At 43.2% G+C, this 18,790-nt stretch carries 19 protein-coding genes and 1 other annotated feature; of the genes, 14 read left to right on the top strand and 5 right to left on the bottom strand.

Annotated elements, in window-relative coordinates; all coding sequences use genetic code 11:
• Positions 1–221: 221 nt before the first annotated feature.
• Genes argS through murI form a run of 3 tightly spaced genes read right to left on the bottom strand, consistent with a single transcriptional unit; the run spans position 222 to position 3,254 of the window.
• On the bottom strand, positions 222–1,958 hold the full coding sequence (gene argS / locus QDI94_RS06260; protein ID WP_278867954.1) for an arginine--tRNA ligase: 1,737 nt from the start codon (positions 1,956–1,958) through the stop codon (positions 222–224).
• 1 nt (position 1,959) lies between these two features.
• Positions 1,960–2,424, bottom strand: a complete 465-nt coding sequence (locus tag QDI94_RS06255) for a DUF1934 domain-containing protein (RefSeq protein WP_278867953.1) — start codon at positions 2,422–2,424, stop codon at positions 1,960–1,962.
• An 11-nt stretch (positions 2,425–2,435) separates the two neighbouring features.
• Positions 2,436–3,254 (bottom strand): glutamate racemase, encoded by an 819-nt coding sequence (murI, locus tag QDI94_RS06250; RefSeq protein ID WP_278867951.1) that lies wholly within the window; start codon positions 3,252–3,254, stop codon positions 2,436–2,438.
• A 138-nt stretch (positions 3,255–3,392) separates the two neighbouring features.
• Here murI and QDI94_RS06245 point away from each other — a divergent pair, with 138 nt between their 5' ends.
• The 9 genes from QDI94_RS06245 to pckA all read left to right on the top strand — a co-directional run bounded on the left by QDI94_RS06245 (position 3,393) and on the right by pckA (position 9,769).
• On the top strand, positions 3,393–4,181 hold the full coding sequence (locus QDI94_RS06245; protein ID WP_278867948.1) for a DUF7674 family protein: 789 nt from the start codon (positions 3,393–3,395) through the stop codon (positions 4,179–4,181).
• A gap of 208 nt (positions 4,182–4,389) precedes the next feature.
• On the top strand, positions 4,390–4,539 hold the full coding sequence (gene rpmG / locus QDI94_RS06240) for a 50S ribosomal protein L33 (RefSeq protein ID WP_015522667.1): 150 nt from the start codon (positions 4,390–4,392) through the stop codon (positions 4,537–4,539).
• A 12-nt stretch (positions 4,540–4,551) separates the two neighbouring features.
• A complete protein-coding gene (gene secE, locus QDI94_RS06235; protein ID WP_101028824.1) occupies positions 4,552–4,809 on the top strand; it encodes a preprotein translocase subunit SecE in 258 nt (85 codons plus the stop codon).
• A gap of 44 nt (positions 4,810–4,853) precedes the next feature.
• Complete coding sequence (gene nusG, locus QDI94_RS06230; protein ID WP_101028823.1) at positions 4,854–5,381, top strand: transcription termination/antitermination protein NusG; 528 nt, start codon at positions 4,854–4,856, stop codon at positions 5,379–5,381.
• Positions 5,382–5,494: 113 nt separating this feature from the next.
• Positions 5,495–5,920 carry a 50S ribosomal protein L11 gene (gene rplK / locus QDI94_RS06225; RefSeq protein WP_015522670.1) on the top strand — a complete coding sequence of 142 codons (426 nt, stop codon included), beginning with the start codon at positions 5,495–5,497 and terminating at the stop codon, positions 5,918–5,920.
• 56 nt (positions 5,921–5,976) lie between these two features.
• Positions 5,977–6,672 (top strand): 50S ribosomal protein L1, encoded by a 696-nt coding sequence (gene rplA / locus QDI94_RS06220; protein ID WP_101028822.1) that lies wholly within the window; start codon positions 5,977–5,979, stop codon positions 6,670–6,672.
• Positions 6,673–6,698: 26 nt separating this feature from the next.
• Positions 6,699–6,837, top strand: a sequence feature (ribosomal protein L10 leader region).
• Between the two features lie 29 nt (positions 6,838–6,866).
• Entirely contained in the window at positions 6,867–7,427 is a 561-nt protein-coding gene (rplJ, locus tag QDI94_RS06215; RefSeq protein WP_101028833.1) for a 50S ribosomal protein L10, read from the top strand.
• Between the two features lie 53 nt (positions 7,428–7,480).
• On the top strand, positions 7,481–7,858 hold the full coding sequence (gene rplL, locus QDI94_RS06210) for a 50S ribosomal protein L7/L12 (protein ID WP_101028821.1): 378 nt from the start codon (positions 7,481–7,483) through the stop codon (positions 7,856–7,858).
• A 306-nt stretch (positions 7,859–8,164) separates the two neighbouring features.
• Positions 8,165–9,769, top strand: coding sequence for a phosphoenolpyruvate carboxykinase (ATP) (gene pckA, locus QDI94_RS06205; protein ID WP_015522673.1), 1,605 nt, complete (start codon positions 8,165–8,167; stop codon positions 9,767–9,769).
• Between the two features lie 113 nt (positions 9,770–9,882).
• Here the strand turns inward: pckA and QDI94_RS06200 are convergent, their stop codons facing one another.
• Positions 9,883–10,311 (bottom strand): DUF305 domain-containing protein, encoded by a 429-nt coding sequence (locus tag QDI94_RS06200; protein WP_101028819.1) that lies wholly within the window; start codon positions 10,309–10,311, stop codon positions 9,883–9,885.
• A 127-nt stretch (positions 10,312–10,438) separates the two neighbouring features.
• Here QDI94_RS06200 and QDI94_RS06195 point away from each other — a divergent pair, with 127 nt between their 5' ends.
• On the top strand, positions 10,439–11,221 hold the full coding sequence (locus tag QDI94_RS06195; protein WP_278867943.1) for an alpha/beta hydrolase: 783 nt from the start codon (positions 10,439–10,441) through the stop codon (positions 11,219–11,221).
• A gap of 91 nt (positions 11,222–11,312) precedes the next feature.
• On the opposite strand, the gene QDI94_RS06190 is transcribed toward QDI94_RS06195, so the two are convergent.
• Positions 11,313–11,882, bottom strand: a complete 570-nt coding sequence (locus QDI94_RS06190; protein WP_015522677.1) for a PduL/EutD family phosphate acyltransferase — start codon at positions 11,880–11,882, stop codon at positions 11,313–11,315.
• Positions 11,883–12,000: 118 nt separating this feature from the next.
• Between QDI94_RS06190 and QDI94_RS06185 the strand changes: the two genes are divergently transcribed.
• The 4 genes from QDI94_RS06185 (at position 12,001) to aspS (ending at position 18,785) form a co-directional block, all read left to right on the top strand.
• Entirely contained in the window at positions 12,001–12,576 is a 576-nt protein-coding gene (locus QDI94_RS06185; protein WP_101028817.1) for a uracil-DNA glycosylase, read from the top strand.
• Between the two features lie 180 nt (positions 12,577–12,756).
• Positions 12,757–13,458 (top strand): ABC transporter ATP-binding protein, encoded by a 702-nt coding sequence (locus tag QDI94_RS06180; protein ID WP_278867940.1) that lies wholly within the window; start codon positions 12,757–12,759, stop codon positions 13,456–13,458.
• Positions 13,459–13,481: 23 nt separating this feature from the next.
• On the top strand, positions 13,482–16,901 hold the full coding sequence (locus QDI94_RS06175) for an FtsX-like permease family protein (RefSeq protein WP_278867939.1): 3,420 nt from the start codon (positions 13,482–13,484) through the stop codon (positions 16,899–16,901).
• 135 nt (positions 16,902–17,036) lie between these two features.
• Positions 17,037–18,785: an aspartate--tRNA ligase gene (gene aspS, locus QDI94_RS06170; RefSeq protein ID WP_101028814.1), complete on the top strand. Its 1,749-nt coding sequence runs from the start codon at positions 17,037–17,039 to the stop codon at positions 18,783–18,785.
• Positions 18,786–18,790 lie beyond the last annotated feature (5 nt).

The raw sequence follows: 18,790 nt of genomic DNA, 5'->3' as shown, positions 1-18,790 counted from the left end.
GAGCTTACAAATAAAAAGCAAAAAAAGTAGAGCATATTTTACCAAAATCCGTTAAAATAGAATTGCTTAAAAACCTGAAACGGAGGAAAAAATATGCTCTACAGATATTTTACAGAAAAACTCTTAGAATTGTAAGACCGGATAGCAAGACATTTTAATTGAAAACATCAAGAAAATATCATTCAAACTGTCTGCTCAAAGAAGGTGAAGCGACACGCTGCTTACATACTTTCGGGGCAGGAGATGCTGAACATTGTAAGAACATTCTTAATAACGGCTCTTACACAGTTGCAAAGTGCAAGTCTTGCCTGCATAAGACCTTCTTCTTCGCCCTTAACACGGCAAGCGTTGTAGAATTTGTGGAAAAGTGTTGCAAGCTGTGTTACATAGCGTGTAACCTTGGTCGGATCGTAATCCTTTGCCGCACTGATGATTTCGTTGGTGTATGACGCAAGATGATTGATGAGCTCCTTTTCTTCGGGAGCTGTGAGGAGCGCAAGCTCTGCGTCTGTACATTCTCTCGGAGAAATGCCCTCTTTTGCAAGTGACTTGAAGATACTGCAAATTCTTGCGTGTGCGTATTGAACATAATAAACAGGGTTCTGATTGTCCTGACTTACTGCAAGGTCAAGGTCAAAGTCCATCTGTGTGTTAGCCTCTTTGGTGTTAAAGAGGAACCTTGCGCTGTCAACAGGCACTTCGTCAAGCAAATCGCCAAGCTGAATAGCCTTGCCGGTACGCTTGCTCATTTTTACAAGCTCGCCGTCCTTAACAAGCTTTACAAGCTGCATAAGAACAACATTGAGCTTGTCACCGTCATAGCCTATGGCGTCCATTGCGCCTTTCATTCTCATAACATGACCGTGATGGTCTGCACCCCAAACATCAATAAGAGTTGTGAATCCACGGTCAAATTTGTTCTTGTGGTATGCAATGTCGGCTGTAAAATATGTCGGGTTGCCGTTCTGACGAATGAGAACATCGTCCTTTAATTCAAGGTTGTCAATGTATTTCTGTGACTTGCCCTCTTTGAGAAGCTTCTGTGTGAGCACCTCTTTGTTCTTGTACCAAACGGCACCCTCTTTTTCGTAGGTAAGTCCTTTTTTCGTGAGAAGGTCAACAACAGCCTTAACAGCACCACTCTTGTGAAGCTCGCTTTCAAAGAACCATTTGTCATAGAAAATCTTGTATTTTTCCATATCAGCCTGCATCTTGCTGATGTTCTTCGGAAGTGCAAAATCAACAAGAGCCTTTTTGCGTTCTTCTGCGCTTACATTAACAAGGCTGTCGCCGTTTAGGTCAGCATATTCTTTTGCAAGGTCTTTGATGTCCTCACCCTGATAGCCGTCCTCGGGGAACTCTATCTCATTGCCCTTGAAAATCTGAAGATATCTTGCTTCAAGTGAACAGCCGAACTTTTCAATCTGATTGCCGGCGTCGTTTACATAAAACTCACGCCATGCGTTGTAGCCTGCTTTGTCAAGAACAGCGGCAAGACAGTCGCCGAGAGCACCGCCTCTTGCGTTGCCCATGTGCATAGGACCTGTCGGGTTGGCGGATACGAACTCAACCATAACCTTTTCATCTCTGCCGTATTCACTTCTGCCGTATGCTTCGGGATTGGCAAGGATTTCTCTGATTACAGCCGAATAAAATTCAGTGCCGAGGAAGAAGTTGATGAATCCCGGACCTGCTGTTTCAAAGCGGTCAAACATTGTACCCTCAAGGTCAAGGTTTGATGTGATAGCCTGTGCAATTTTGAAAGGCGGCATACGGAATGCCTTTGCGCCTGCCATTGCCGCGTTGGTTGCAAAGTCACCGTGACTTCTGTCGGCAGGTGTTTCAATGATGAACGGAGCGGCTTCTGCCTGCGGAAGCTCTCCGTTTGCAATCGCCTTTTCAATAGCGTTTTCAATTGCCTTTTTAAGCTGTTGTACAGCAAGTGCGTATGTATCCATATCAATCTACCTCATTTTCAAACTTTTCTTTTTCTTCAACCGTAATTTTAAACTTGTTTTCGCTCACAAGGTCATTGTTGAAATCAAGCGTGTAGCTGACCTCAAGCGTACCGCCTTTTTTTGAAAGAGAGTTGTTCATTGTTTTTGTGAAAACTCCTATCATAAGGTCGCCTGCCGGCGTCTGATACAGGCATTGATGCCTTTTGCCTTTTTCAAGCATAAGCTGTGAGCGCATAGCCCCCTTGCGTGTGATTGTAACCACATCGCCCTGAACCTTGATGAGATTGTCATAAAAGCTCTGCGGCGCGTCCTCGTCATATTCCTTATACCCTATGTAACAATGATCTTTTTTCATCAGAAAATTTCCCTCTGTGAGAACCTCAATTCTGTCGCTGTCATCGTCAAGAATCTGTTCTCCCAGAATGGAAATCATATATTTGCCTTTATTCTTTTCCTTATCTGTCATAGCTTTCCTCATCAATACTGTTCAATGTCAATCTGTGTAACAGTATGCTCCATATCTCTTCCCAAAAACAGACCTGCAACGCTTTTAAATCCGTCAGGAGTGTCGCTGACATAAAATTCAGGCGTATAATGTTCACCGCTTGTATTGAGCAGTTTATTTTCTCTGAGAATTTTTGCACAATATATTGCAGTTTCGTATCCGGAGTCAACAAGAGTAACGCCGTCACCCATAAAGTCAGCAATTGCGTCACGCAAAAGCGGATAGTGAGTGCAGCCGAGAATGAGGGTGTCAACGCCTGTTTCCTTGAGTTCGGAAAGATATCTTCTGATGACAAGCCTTACAATCTGGTCGTCACGACAGATGAAGCCGTTTTCAACAAGCGGAACAAAAAGCGGACAAGCCTGCTCATAAACCTTGTATTTTGGGTTTAGCTTTTCAAGGCGGAGTTTGTAGCTGTGGCTCGAAATTGTTGCGGCAGTGCCGATAATTCCTATTTTACCGTTCTTTGTTTTTTGGTCGGCAATGAATGCGGTTGGATTTACAACGCCTGTGTAGGGAACAGGGAGCCTTTCTTCAAGCATATCGCCTGCAACAGAGCTTACCGTGCCGCAGGCTGCAACGATTGTCTTAACATTGTGTTTCAACAAAAAGCTTGCGTCCTGAAAGGCATACTTTGAAATTGTTTCACGGCTTCTGTTGCCGTATGGCACTCTTCCCGTATCTCCAAAGTATATTATTTTCTCGTTTGGCAGCACATGTAAAAACTCTTTCACAGCGCTGAGTCCGCCTAATCCGGAGTCGAAAACTCCGATAGCATCTTGACAAGACATAATAAAACCTTCTTTTACATTAGTATACAGCTTAAATAATAACACAATAATGTGCGTCTTGCAAGTCAAAACCTTTGACAAATCTGTTATTTGATTGTATAATGAATTTTAACAGACTAATCCGAGAGGAAGATTAAGTTGGAATTTAAAAAAGCGTTTGATTACATCGTTGGCAAGGTGGAAGAAGAACTTGTAAAGCAGGGCTATACAAAGCAGAAGGTAGTTGCCGAAAATGACAACGAGCTTGTATCTCTGTTTATAAGCACAACTCTTGCCTATTCGGTAATATATTATAAAGATAAAGAACAGATGGTGCTTCGTTCATGTACAATGACAGATGAAGGACCTGATAACGAATGGAAAACACTTGCAACATGGCTCTATGATGAAACAGTAGGCACACAGAAGGATGCAGACAGCATTGCAAACGATTTTGTTGAGGCGGTGTCGGGTACACTTGCAATCAAAAGAGCAAAGCAGGTTAAGCAGAAAAAGAAAAAAGACGATGACGGCAATGCAGACCCAAAGTTTCTTGCAAAGCGTTTTGTAACATATTTTCCGGAGCTTCGTGAGGAAATTAAGAATGAAGAGGATTGTTATTTCCCGTTCAGGGGAGCAACATTTGCAAAAGAGCATATTGCTCCAAAGCTTCCGACATATATAAAGCGTGCAAATAAGAATGAGATGGAAAAGTTTGCAGGCGTGTTCAATCTTCAGTATAACAACGGCGATGTTGACACACGGGCAATTATTACAATTGTTCTTCTCAATTCACTTGATGATGACGATTACAACGCTCTTTATGACCATTTCAGCGATGACCTTAAGGTTGCCGCAACAAATGCAAGAGCCTTTAAGGGCAAGACAGTAAAGCCTGAAAAGGTTAAAAAGGTTAAGGCTAAGGCAAACACATTGTCCGACAAATGATTTATCTGTGATTACCGTAAGTTCCGTCAAATAAGGCGGAATTTACGGAATGCTGCAATAAATGCGTAATTTATGCAGAAAAATTCAAAAAAAGGCTTGACTAAAGCCTTGATATATGGTAGAATATCCTTACCTCTGAAAGGGGCTTATTTTTTTGTGCCCTATTGAGGGAGGCTAAAATATTCCGAAAAAACCGGGAGGTGCCGTTATGAGAGTAAAAATCACATTGGCCTGCACAGAGTGCAAACAGCGTAATTACAACACAATGAAGAACAAGAAAAACAGTCCTGACAGACTTGAAATGAACAAGTACTGCCGTTTCTGTAAGAAACACACTCTTCACAAGGAAACAAAATAATGGAGGTACAAAATGGCTGAGAAAAAGTCTGAAACCGCAAAGGCAACTGCTAAGAAGCCTGCTAAGAAGCCTAATGTTTTTAAAAGGCTTGCAAAGTACCTCGGCTCCTGTAAGGGTGAAATCAAAAAGATCACATGGCCGACTCCAAAGCAGACAACAAAGAACTTCGGTATTGTTATCGCTATGGTAGCCATCGTAGGCGTATTTATATTTGCTCTTGATCAGGGCTTGTACGCACTTGTGGGTCTTTTTATGAACACAACCGCCTGATTCCTACCTGACATTACTTGATTTACGAAAGGGAGAAAGCTGTTATGGCAGAATCAGAAGCAAAATGGTATGTTGTTCATACTTATTCAGGTTACGAAAACAAGGTCGCAACAGATCTTAAGACCACAGCCGAAAACAGAAATCTTCAGGATATGATTATTGATGTCAAGGTTCCTGTTGAGATTGTAACCGAAACAGTCGGTGACAAAACCAAAGAGGTTGAAAACAAGCTGTTTCCCGGCTATGTTTTTGTTAAGATGGTCTATACTGATGAAACCTGGTATGTTGTTCGCAACATCAGAGGTTGCACAGGATTTGTCGGACCGGGTTCAAAGCCTGTTCCGCTCACAGACGCGGAGGTTTACAGAATGGGTGTTGAAACACGAAGCGTTAAGCTTAACTATTCTGTCGGCGATTCAGTTCGCATTATAGACGGTCCGCTTGAGGATTTTGTCGGTGTCGTTGAAGAAATTGACGCCGATAAAGATTATGTCCGCGTAGTTGTTTCTATGTTCGGACGCGAAACGCCGGTTGAACTTGAGCTTGCTCAGGCTGAACCGATAGAAGATTAATCAAATAATAATCAGCCGATTGGCTTTTTATTGGGAGTGTAACGCTCCCTGTGGGAGGGACCCTACACAGTGGTGTCCCGCAATTTACCACGAATTTTGGAGGTGCAAACACAATGGCTCAGAAGGTTGTAGGCTTAATTAAGCTGCAGATTCCCGCCGGAAAGGCTACTCCGGCACCACCTGTTGGTCCGGCTCTCGGTCAGCACGGTGTAAACATTGTTGCGTTCACAAAGGATTTTAATGAGCGTACAAAGAATGATATCGGTCTTATCATTCCGGTAGTAATTACTGTATATGCAGACCGTTCATTCACTTTCATTACAAAGACTCCGCCTGCTGCGGTTCTTCTTAAGAAGGCTTGCGGTATCGACAGCGGTTCAGGCGTACCTAATAAGACAAAGGTAGCTCAGATCACTCGTGAGCAGATCACAAAGATTGCAGAGCAGAAGATGCCTGACCTCAACGCAGGTTCACTTGATGCTGCTATCAGCATGATTTCCGGTACAGCAAGAAGCATGGGTATTACAGTAGTTGACTAATTATTTCCGGGTGGGAGGATAATTCCGATTGACCACCTAACAATGGAGGAAGACTGATGAAACACGGTAAGAAATATGTTGACGCTGCTAAGCTCGTTGACAGAACTAAATTATATGATACAAACGAGGCACTTGACACAGTTATCAAGACTGCAGTTGCTAAGTTTGACGAAACAGTTGAGCTTCATGTAAAGCTCGGCGTTGACAGCCGTCATGCTGACCAGCAGGTTAGAGGTGCGGTTGTTCTTCCTAACGGTACAGGTAAAAAGGTTAGAGTTCTTGCAATTTGTAAGGGCGCTAACGAAGAGCTTGCCAAGGAAGCAGGTGCTGACTTTGTCGGTGCTGAGGATATGACTCAGAAGATTCAGCAGGAGAACTGGATGGACTTTGATGTTCTTATTACAACTCCCGATTGCATGGGTCTTGTAGGTCGTCTCGGTAGAATCCTCGGTCCCCGCGGTCTTATGCCAAACCCAAAGGCAGGTACTGTAACTCCTGACATTGCCAAGGCTGTTAAAGAAGCTAAGGCAGGTAAGATTGAGTACCGTCTTGACAAAACAAACATCATTCACTGCCCAATCGGTAAGGCAAGCTTTGGTGCCGAGAAGCTCGGCGAAAACCTTGACACTCTCATGGGTGCTATCGTAAAGGCTAAGCCTGCTGCTTCAAAGGGTCAGTATATCCGCTCAGTTGCCATTACTTCAACAATGGGTCCGAGCGTTCGCATCAACCCTGCAAAGTTTGGTGCTTAATTAAAGGTATTTACACGGTAGTGTGAATATATAAATTCGCTGTTCTAAAGACAGCAGGTGCGTAAGCGTAAAGGATTATCCTGCCTGCCGAGGAAGATGCAAATTATACTTTTGTATTTTTGCAGCCGTCCGAGGTAAAACGGACGGCTGTTTTTTATGAACTGCGTTACAAATATTTTGGAGGTGAATTTATCTTGCCAAGTCAAAGTGTTTTAGAGCAGAAGAAAGCAATTGTTGCAGAGCTTTCAGAAAGACTCAAAAGCTCAATTACAGGTGTGGTTGTAAGCTACGAGGGTATCAACACAGAGGACGATACAAAGCTCAGAAAAGAGCTTCGTGAGAACGATGTTAAGTACACAGTAGTAAAGAACACACTTCTTTCCCGTGCTTGTGAGGAAGCAGGTCTTGAAGACATTAAGCCTGTTCTCGAGGGTACAACAGCTATTGCTACAAGTGACAGCGAGTACGCTGCTGCTGCAAGAATCCTTTGCAACTATGCTAAGGATCATGACAACTTTAAGGTTAAGTCAGCTTATCTTGACGGTGCCGTAATTGATATGGACACAATCGTTGCCCTTTCAAAGCTCCCGACAAGAGAAGTACTTCTCGCAAATGTTCTTGGTGCATTCCAGGCACCTATCGCATCCTTTGCGCGTGCCGTACAGGCTATCGTTGACAAGGGCGGCGTTGAAGCTTGTGCTGCTGAGGCAGCAGAAGAGGCTCCTGCAGAGGCAGAAGCTCCCGCAGCAGAATAATCGGCTGCAATCAATTAAAATTTTACTAATTATCATATTGGAGGTAAATTACAATGGCATCAGAGAAAATTACTGCTATTATTGAAGAATTAAAAGGCCTCACAGTTCTTGAGCTTTCAGAGCTCGTTCACGCTGTAGAGGATGAGTTTGGTGTATCAGCTGCTGCTGCAGTTGCAGTTGCTGGTCCTGCTGCTGACGGTGGCGCTGCTGCTGCTGAGCAGACAGAGTTCGATGTAGTTCTTAAGGCTGCAGGCGGCAACAAGATTGCTGTTATCAAGGCTGTTCGTGAAATAACAGGTCTTGGTCTTAAGGAAGCAAAGGCACTCGTTGACGGTGCTCCTAAGGCTCTCAAGGAAGGCGTTTCTAAGGAAGACGCTGAAGCTATGAAGGCTAAGCTCGAAGAGGCCGGCGCTGAAGTAGAACTTAAGTAATTTTACTTATAGCTTGCATTTTAAGTCCGACAGATTTCTGTCGGACTTTTTTGCGTTTATTGTTAAAATTTGTCATTTTTGATTTAGCATAAATTTGATTTTTCATCTTACAATAAATGAGTATGGACAATATAATCACAATGTCTGTTTTAACTGCTTTTGATTGCTGTTTTGCTTGACGAGCCGATTCTTTTGTGATAAACTATTAACGAACATAGGGTGTTGGATATTAACGCTGACAAGGGGTATTTGTCGCAATTCCACTATCTATGTGAATTCAGAAAACATAGAAAGGTTGATACTGAAATGGCAAAGATTGATTTAACAAAGTACGGTATTACAGGTACCACCGAAATCGTTCACAATCCTTCTTATGAAGAGCTTTTCAAAGAAGAAACAAGACCCGAACTCGAGGGTTATGAAGTTGGTCAGGAAACTGAGCTTGGCGCAGTTAATGTTAAGACCGGCGTTTACACAGGTCGTTCACCTAAGGACAAGTTCATCGTTATGGACGAGAACTCAAAGGACACTGTTTGGTGGACTTCTGATGAGTACAAGAACGACAACCATCCTGCATCTGAGGAAACTTGGAAGGCAGTTAAGGAAATCGCAAAGAAAGAGCTTTCTAACAAGAAGCTTTATGTTGTAGATGCTTTCTGCGGTGCTAACAAAGACACAAGAATGGCTGTTCGTTTCATCGTTGAGGTTGCTTGGCAGGCTCACTTTGTAACAAATATGTTCATCACTCCTTCAGCTGAAGAGCTTGAAAACTTTGAGCCTGATTTCGTTGTTTACAACGCATCAAAGGCTAAGGTTGAAAACTACAAGGAGCTTGGTCTTAACTCAGAAACAGCTGTTGTATTCAACATCACAAGCCGTGAGCAGGTTATCATCAACACATGGTACGGCGGTGAGATGAAGAAGGGTATGTTCTCAATGATGAACTACTACCTCCCGCTCAAGGGCATCGCATCAATGCACTGCTCAGCCAACACAGATAAGAACGGCGAGAACACAGCTATCTTCTTCGGTCTTTCAGGTACAGGTAAGACTACACTTTCAACAGATCCTAAGAGACTCCTCATCGGTGATGACGAGCACGGCTGGGACGACAACGGCGTATTCAACTTTGAAGGCGGCTGCTATGCTAAGGTTATCAACCTTGACAAAGAGTCAGAGCCTGACATCTACAACGCTATCAGAAGAGACGCTCTTCTTGAAAATGTTACTGTTGACAAGGAAGGCAAGATTGACTTTAACGACAAGACTGTAACAGAGAACACTCGTGTATCATATCCGATTGATCACATCGACAACATTGTTCGCCCTGTTTCTTCAGCTCCTGCTGCTAAGAATGTAATCTTCCTTTCAGCTGATGCTTTCGGCGTACTTCCGCCTGTTTCAATCCTCACACCTGAGCAGACAAAGTACTACTTCCTCTCAGGCTTCACAGCTAAGCTTGCAGGTACAGAGCGTGGCATCACAGAGCCAACTCCAACATTCTCAGCTTGCTTCGGTCAGGCATTCCTCGAGCTTCATCCTACAAAGTATGCTGAAGAGCTTGTTAAGAAGATGGAAATGAGCGGTGCTAAGGCATACCTCGTAAACACAGGTTGGAACGGCTCAGGCAAGCGTATCTCTATTAAGGATACTCGTGGTATCATCGACGCTATTCTCGACGGTTCTATCACAAAGGCTCCTACAAAGACAATTCCACACTTCAACTTTGAAGTTCCTACAGAGCTCCCCGGCGTTGATTCAGGCATCCTCGATCCTCGTGACACATATGCAAATGTTGCTGATTGGGAAGAGAAGGCTAAGGATCTTGCAAGCCGTTTTGTTAAGAACTTTGCTAAGTACGAAGGCAACGAAGCCGGTAAGGCTCTCGTTGAAGCAGGTCCTAAGGCTTAATTTGACCGACTGTGCTTAACGCATCATAATTGGTGCAACCTTTATCTAAATAAAAATTTCACCCGAAAGGTTTTTGAAAAATTCCTTTCGGGTGTTTTTTATTGAGATTATACTTACAAAAATGCGGACATTTCTTTTATGTTTTCTTCTTCGGTTTCTAACATTCTTTTGGCGAGGAGGCTGACATGGGGATCATTGCCGTTGTATTCTCGGATTTTGCGTGACATTTTATTCACTCCCATTGTGTTACCTTTTATCATCATTTCGGCAATGTGCGAAGATGACGAGTCACGCTTTAAATCCCTTTGTGCGGCATAGCGTGTCATTGTTTTTGTCATATTACTCACTCTGTGTGGCTCTGCACCACGATTTTGCAACATTTTATTTGCACAATGATACAGTTTTCCGTATTTAATAAGATGTTCGCACAAAACACCGTCAACCTTGCTGTCCTTCAAACTTTTCCTCACGCTCGTAATTCCCTGACAGCCCATTTCGGCATTCTGCAAAACGCAGTTGAGCATTTCAATATCGTTAGTCATAACAAATCACCTCTGTAGATATTATTTACGGGAATTTTTGTGTTTATGCAACCGTAAAAAATTAGGTTGCAACACAGCCGTTTTTATGGTTTAATATCTATTAGATAATTAAAAAATAGGTGATTTTATGGCTGACGCAAAGTTACATACAATAAAACTTCCGTATCCCGACAAGGGCGACAGAACCGTCCGGATTTATGTTCCGTCACATTCCGACGGTGAAAAACTGCCCGTAGTCTATATGACAGACGGACAGAATCTTTTTGACGATAATTCAACTCCGCACGGTTCGTGGGAGGTTGTAAAAGCTGTTGAAAATGAGCAGAAAAGCGGTGTAGGCAACGCTGTAATCGTAGGTATTGACAACGGTAATGCTTGGCGTGACAGCGAACTTACTCCGAAATCAATCGGTGTGGTTCAGCACCTTGAAATGTTCTGTGAGGATTTCAAACCCGAGGGCGAAATCTTTGATAATTTTCTTATGAATACCGTCATTCCGTATGTTGAAAATAATTTCCCAGTATGCACCGACAGACAGAATGTTGCCGTCTGCGGAAGCTCATCTGGCGGACTTATGTCATTTTTTTCGGCTGTTGAACACCACGAAAAATTTGGCTACGCAGGTGTATTTTCTCCTGCATTTCTCTGTTACACAAGAGAGGATTGGGCGAAATATCTTTCGACAAAAATTGTTGAAAATATGCCGTACCTCTACATCTATACAGGTAACGGTGACGAGCTTGAAGAGATGATTTTTGAAAGCACCGAAATGCTCTATGAACTTTTGGAAGAATGCTTCTACCCGTATGACAGAATGAACGAGGTCATTCTTTTTGAAAACGCACACAATGAAAAATCGTGGCGAGAAATTTTCCCCGATTTTCTCCACACATTTTTAAGCAGACTTTGATGATAAATATCTGTCGGTATTAAAAATTTGGCAAAACAAAAAGGACAGCCTTTAAGACTGTCCAAAAAATGTGATTTGGTTTAAATCGAAATTATGCGATGATTTCGCCGTCAACCGTACCGCCAAGACCTGCGGCATTTGATTCGTCTGTATCAATGTGCATTGCAGGAGCGTAGTTTGCGTTTACTCTGATTACAACATCACCGAATGTTGTTGCTCTGCCTGTATTTTCGCCAACCTTAACCGAAACGAGCTGTTTGTCTTTAAGACCAAACTCCTCGGCAGTTTTCGGATCAAGGTGAATGTGTCTTTTAGCGGCAATTACACCGCATTCGATTTCAACTTCGCCCTCAGGACCGACAAGCTTGCAGCCCGGTGTGCCTGCAATATCGCCAGATTCTCTGACAGGAGCGGCAATGCCGAGCTTACGAGCGTCTGTAAGAGAGATTTCAACCTGATCTGCACTTCTTTCGGGACCGAGAATTGACATTTTCATTTCACTTTTCGGACCTACAACAGTTACCTTTTCAACACAGGCAAACTGTCCGGGCTGTGAAAGATTCTTTTTGTTTGTAAGAGTAGCGCCCTTGCCAAAGAGAGCCTCAAGAGTTTCTTTGGTAACATGAACATGATGCGCTGATGTTTCAACCATTACTTTCATTTTGTGTACCACCATTCAATTAGAATTTGCCGTACGGCTTCGTGTTTATTTTACTACTTTATTCTTGGAATTTCAACATTTTTGATAAATTTAAATCTTTATTTTGGGAGAGAAAATTATGTATAATACCTGGGAAGAATTAAAATCGGCTTGTGAAAACTGTCACAGGTGTGAACTCTGCGAAACTCGCACAAATGTTGTTGTGGGCATCGGCAACGAAAATGCAGAGGTTATGTTCATTGGTGAAGGTCCTGGCGAAAACGAGGATCTTCAAGGCGAACCGTTTGTCGGCAGAGCAGGCAAACTGCTTGACAAAATGCTTGCGGCTGTTGACCTTGACAGAAACAAGAATATTTACATTGCCAATATGGTAAAGTGCCGTCCGCCGAAAAACCGTGACCCAAAGCCCGAAGAACAGGAAATGTGTATTGAGTGGCTCAGAACACAGGTGAGAATGATCAAGCCGAAAATTATTGTCTGTCTCGGCAGAATTGCGGCGGCAAGGCTTATTAAATCGGATATCAAAATCACAAAGGAACACGGTCAGTGGATTGAGAAAAACGGTGTGCTTATGATGGCAATGCTTCACCCTGCGGCAATTTTGCGTGATCCGCGCAGAAAGCCCGACGCTTTTGACGATTTCTTAAAGCTTCGTGACAAAATCAACGAGGTCTGTGACCGTACTTATGAATAATTTTTTCAGCGGAGGTTTAGTGTGACCTCTGCTGCTTTTATATGTATAATTTCAAAATATTGTACATACAGATGACGAATACGGTAAGATTTCTGTTGATATTGCGGTGTTAATTTGGTATAATTAATATGCAAAGCACAGTGATTTTTTCTGTAAGAAACATATGAAAAGGGTGATTTTATGAGCCTTGTAGAATTTAATAATGTTTACAAAAGATACAAAATGGGTGAGGTTGTTATCAATGCGGTTGACGGCATTTCGTTCAAGGTTGAGGAGGGCGAGTTTGCAATTGTAGTCGGTGCGTCCGGTGCAGGCAAAACAACCGTTCTGAATATTCTCGGCGGAATGGACAGCTGTTCCGAGGGCGAAATCATTGTCGGCGGAAAGGATATAAGCAAATTTAAGGACAAACAGCTTATCGAGTACAGACGGCACGACATAGGCTTTGTGTTCCAGTTTTACAACCTTGTTCATAACCTTACGGCAAAGGAAAATGTTGAGCTTGCCGCTCAGATTTGCAGTAATCCTCTTGACAGCGAAACTGCTCTTGACAGCGTGGGCTTGCTTGAAAGGGCAAACAACTTCCCCGCACAGCTTTCGGGCGGTGAACAGCAGAGAGTTTCAATCGCAAGAGCACTTGCCAAAAGGCCGAAGCTTTTGCTTTGTGACGAACCGACAGGTGCGCTTGACTACAACACAGGCAGACAGATTCTGAAATTGTTGCAGGAAACCTGCCGTAAAGACAAAATGACCGTTGTTCTCATCACTCACAACGGAGCAATAACGCCGATGGCGGATCACATTTTAAGAATGAAAAGCGGAAAAATTGTTGAAGATATTTACAATGAAAATCCGAAAAATGTTGAGGAAATTGAGTGGTAAAAAAATGAAAAGGAGGTGTCACAATGACTAAATCCTTGATAAAAAACACATTCAGAGAAATTAAAAATACAAAGGCAAGATTTATCTCAATTATGGCGATTATCGCCCTCGGAGTGGGATTTTTTGCCGGAATAAAGGCAACTGTTCCGTCAATGTACAATCTTGCAAGAACCTACACGGACGAGCAGGAGCTTATGGATTACCGCCTTGTGTCAACGGTCGGATTTGATGAGGACGACATAAAGGCGGTAAAAAATACGGACGGAGTAACCTCTGTTATGCCGTCATATTTCTGCGATGTTCAGACCGATGCCGACAGCGGCGGCAGGACTATGAGAGTCATTGCGCTTCCCGAAAAATACGGTGATAATTCCGTTCAGAACAAGCTTGTTTTGACGGAAGGCAGACTTCCCGAAAAGTCGGGTGAAATTGCAGCCGATTCAACCTCGTTCACGGCAGAGGGTTATAAAATCGGTGACAAAATCAGATTTGCAAAACAGACGGGCGATACAGATACTTCAACCGAACTTAAAACCCTTGAATACACGGTGGTAGGTCTTGTGCAGTCACCTCTTTACATAGCATATCAGCGAGGAACTACGACGGTCGGCAACGGAAAAATCTCGGATTATTTCTACATTTGCCCCGAAGATTTCGCCTTTGAACGCTACACGGAGCTTTATGTAAAAACCGATATTTCGGATAAATTCTTGGCATACACGGACGATTATGATAATGCCATAGAGAATAAAGCCACCGATTTTGAAAAGGTGGGAGAGGACAGGAGCAACAGCTTTACGGTTGAGGTTATCGACAAGGCTAAGAGCGACCTTGCAGATGCAAAACAGGAGTATTCGAACAATAAAGAAAAAACCGAAAAGAAGCTTGCCGATGCAAAGACGGCGATTGATGACGGCAAAAAAGAACTGAAAACCAAGACCGATGACGCACAGAAAAAACTTGATTCGGCAAAGCAGCAGATTGAGGACGGCAGGACACAGCTTGAAAACTCACGCAACGAATATAACACAAAAATTGCCGACGCACAGGCTCAGATTGCCGAAAAGGAAAGTCAGCTTAATTCTGCCGAAAAGCAATATAATTCTTCAAAAGCAGAATTTGACAAAGAAATTTCAAAATCACAGGCTGAAATAGAAAATGCGGAATATCAGCTGCAGTCGGCAAAGGATACATTTCAAACCGAACAGGAACCGCAGCTTTTGGCAGGAATAAGTCAGGCTGAGGACGCTGTTTCGGCTTTGCAGAATCAAATCAGTCAGACGACCGATGAAGAAACGCTCACCGCTTTGAACGCACAGCTTGAACAGGCTCAGCAGAAGCTTGACGAACTCAACGCAGCATACGATTCCGCAAAGGCACAGCTTGAAAAAAGCGAAAATCAGCTTGCCGAAAACAAGGCTCTTTTTGAACAGAAAAAAAGTGAGGGACAGGCTCAGCTTGACTACGCATATTCACAGATTTCAAGCGGAAGGACACAACTTGATGCCGCAAAAGCAGAACTTGCACAACAGTCGGCAGACGGTCAGGCACAGCTTGATTCGGCAGAAATCAAGCTGAATGACGCTCAGAGCGAGTATGACAGCGGTGTTGCAAAGCTTGCCGAGGAAAAGAAAAACGGCGAGAAAAAACTTTCCGATGCACAGACAGAATACGATGACGGCGTTAAAAAAGCCGATGAAGAATTCAAAAAGGCAGAGGATAAAATCAAAGACGCAGAGGAAGAAATCAATTCTCTTACAGAACCAAAGTGGTATGTCTTCGACAGAAGCGACAACCCGGGTTACTCAACATTTTCTTCAAATGCTGACAGACTCGGCGCTGTTGCAACGGTATTTCCCGTATTCTTCCTGCTCGTAGCGGTGCTTGTCTGCGTAACCACAATGACAAGACTTATTGAAGAAAAGCGTACCGAAATCGGAACGCTGAAAGCACTCGGCTACAGCAACATAAGCATTGTAATGAAGTTTGTAATCTACTCGTTGCTTGCGGCTGTTATCGGAAGTGTAATCGGTATTTTAATCGGCATTTTAACCTTGCCGTTTGTAATTTATGATGCTTACAAAATTATGTACTACATCGGCGATATAACGCTGATACCAGACTATACAAGCATAATTTTCGGAATTGTTGCCGCAGTTGTCTGCACGGTTGTTGTGTCGGTTGTAGTGTGTGCAAAATCTCTGCACGAAAAGCCTGCGGCTGCTATGCGGCCGAAAGCACCAAAGGCGGGCAAGAGAATTTTGCTTGAACGCATAAAACCGTTGTGGTCACATATGAGCTTTAACTCAAAGCTGACCGCAAGAAATCTGTTCAGATACAAGGTAAGACTTTGTATGACTGTTATCGGTGTTGCCGGCTGTACGGCTCTGATTGTTGCAGCATTCGGTTTGCTCAACAGCTTTGAACCGATGACACACGATCAGTTTGAAACAATTTATAAATACGATGCCGTTGTTGTTCCTAAAGACAGCGGAAGTGCCGACAATCTTTCGTTTTTGACAGATACACTTGATAAAAACAGCAATGTCAAACACTCAATGCTTGTTTCACAGCAGGAATGTACGGTAACTCACGGCAGTAAGGTTAAGGACAGCGACACAAATCTTGTTGTACCGCAGAATCCCGAAAAGTTTGACGAAATTGTTTCTCTGCATACAAGAAAAGGCAAAGAAGAACTCAAGCTTTCGGACAGCGGAGTAATGCTCAGTGAAAAAATGTGCAGTGAGCTTGGAATAAAAACGGGCGACAAAATCACACTGAATGTTGACGGCAAAAAGGCGGAGGTTAAGGTCAGCGGAATTTTTGAACAGTACATTTACAATTTTGTTTATATGACGCCAACCGCCTATAAGAGCTTGTTCGGCAGTGACTGCACCTATAATATGGCTGATGTCGCACTCAAAGACACCTCGGATTCCGCCTGTGACGAATTCGGCTCACAGGTTTTATCCGATGATAAAATTGCGGCGGTAAGCTACATTGCGTCAAGCTTGAACGAATTTAGAAATATGCTCAACTCGCTTGATATGGTTGTTACGGTTATGATAATCTGCGCAGCGGCACTTGCCTTTGTTGTACTCTACAACCTTACAAATATCAACATTGCCGAGCGTGTCCGTGAAATTGCAACCTTTAAGGTTCTCGGATTCTACAACCGTGAAACTTCATCATTCATTTACAAAGAGAACATAATTTTGACTATCCTCGGAATTATCGTAGGTCTGTTTCTCGGAAATCTTTTGACGGGCTTTATCATTCAGACGGTTGAGGTTGACAACGTTATGTTCGGAAGAGATATTTATTTCACTTCATACCTCTATGCGGCAGGGCTGACATTCCTGTTCTCGCTTCTTGTAAATGCGGTTATGAGCTTTAAGATTAAAGCCGTTAATATGGTTGAAAGCCTTAAAAGCGTTGAATAACGGAATATTTTGCCGTATGCTTAAAAAATCTTTTGTAAAATATTGATTGAATACAGCAATTGTGTTATAATACAGAAGAATAGGCTAAATAAATAGGCTGACAGGCAAAATATCTGTGAAAGGATAGTTACAGTAATGATAAAAGCTAATGAATACCGCACAGTCACCTGCGGTGAGTTAAGAGAAGAAAATATCGGACAGCAGGTCAGAGTTGCGGGCTGGGTTGAAAATATCCGTGACCACGGCGGTGTAATGTTCCTCGATATCCGTGATCAGTACGGTGTGCTTCAGGTTGTTGTTCACAACGATGAACTCCTTAAAGATATCAACAAGGAATGTACAGTAACTCTCAGCGGTACTGTTGTTAAGCGTGACGAAGAAACAATCAACAAGAAGATTGCAACAGGTTTCGTTGAAGTTCACACGGAGGACATCAAGGTTCTCGGCAAGTGTAAGAATGTTCTTCCGTTTGAGGTTGCAACCTCTACAAATACCAACGAAGAAGTAAGACTTAAATATCGTTTTCTTGACCTCCGTAACCCGAAGGTTCACAATAATATTATGATTCGTTCGCAGATTATCACATTTCTGCGCAACAAGATGAACGAAATGGGCTTTACGGAGATTCAGACTCCTATCCTTTCAACTTCATCTCCGGAGGGCGCTCGTGACTACCTTATCCCGAGCAGAAAGCACAAGGGCAGATTCTATGCTCTCCCACAGGCTCCTCAGATTTTTAAACAGCTCCTTATGGTGTCAGGTTTTGACAGGTATTTCCAGATTGCACCTTGCTTCCGTGATGAGGACGCCCGTGCAGACCGTTCACCGGGTGAGTTCTATCAGCTTGATTTTGAAATGGCTTTTGCAACACAGGAAGATGTATTTGCTGTTGCTGAAGAGGTTCTTTACGAAACATTCAAGAAGTTTTCAAATAAAGAGGTTTCAAAGCCTCCGTTTGCCCGTATTCCGTATGCCGAGAGTATGCTCAAGTACGGTACAGACAAGCCTGACCTCCGCAATCCGCTCGTAATTGTTGAAATCAGCGATATGTTTGAGGAAACAGACTTTGCTCCGTTCCGCAAAAAGACAGTTCGTTCAATCAATGTTCCGAACGCCGCAGGTCAGTCAAAGAAATGGTTCAAGAAGATGGAGGAGTTCGCTCTTTCAATCGGCATGAAGGGTCTTGGCTATGTTAAGGTTAGAGATGACCTCACATTTGACGGTCCGATTGACAAGTTCCTTAAAGAGGGCGACCGTGAAGAGCTTATCAGCCGTAACGGTTCAAAAGCAGGTGATGTAATCTACTTTATCGCCGATACTGCTCAGGAAGCTCCAAAGCTTGCGGGTCAGATCAGAACAGAGGTTGCAAAGCGTCTTGACCTTATCGATACAAGCCGTTTTGAAATGTGCTTTATCGTTGACTTCCCGATGTTTGAGAGAGATGAAGAAACAAATCAAATTATCTTCACACACAATCCTTTCTCAATGCCGCAGGGCGGTCTTGACAGCCTTCTTAACAAGGATCCCGAAGAGGTTCTTGCTTATCAGTACGATATCGTTTGCAACGGTGTTGAGCTTTCATCAGGCGCTGTTCGTAACCACGATATTGAAATTATGAAGAAAGCGTTCGAGCTTGCAGGCTACAGCGAGGATGACCTCAAGGCTAAATTCTCTGCACTCTACAATGCGTTCCAGTACGGTGCTCCGCCGCACGCAGGTATGGCTCCGGGTGTTGACCGTATGATTATGCTCCTTACAGAGGAAGAGAACATCAGAGAAGTTATTGCATTCCCGATGAACTCCAATGCTCAGGATCTTCTCCTCGGTTCACCGGGTGAGGTAACAGAACAGCAGCTCCGTGAGGTTCATATTAAATTAAGATAAAAACT

The organism is Ruminococcus bromii (genome assembly GCF_928721825.1).
Classification (GTDB): domain Bacteria; phylum Bacillota; class Clostridia; order Oscillospirales; family Acutalibacteraceae; genus Ruminococcoides; species Ruminococcoides bromii.
Note: the sequence above shows the minus strand (reverse complement) of the source record. Positions and strands in the feature narration are given on the sequence as shown.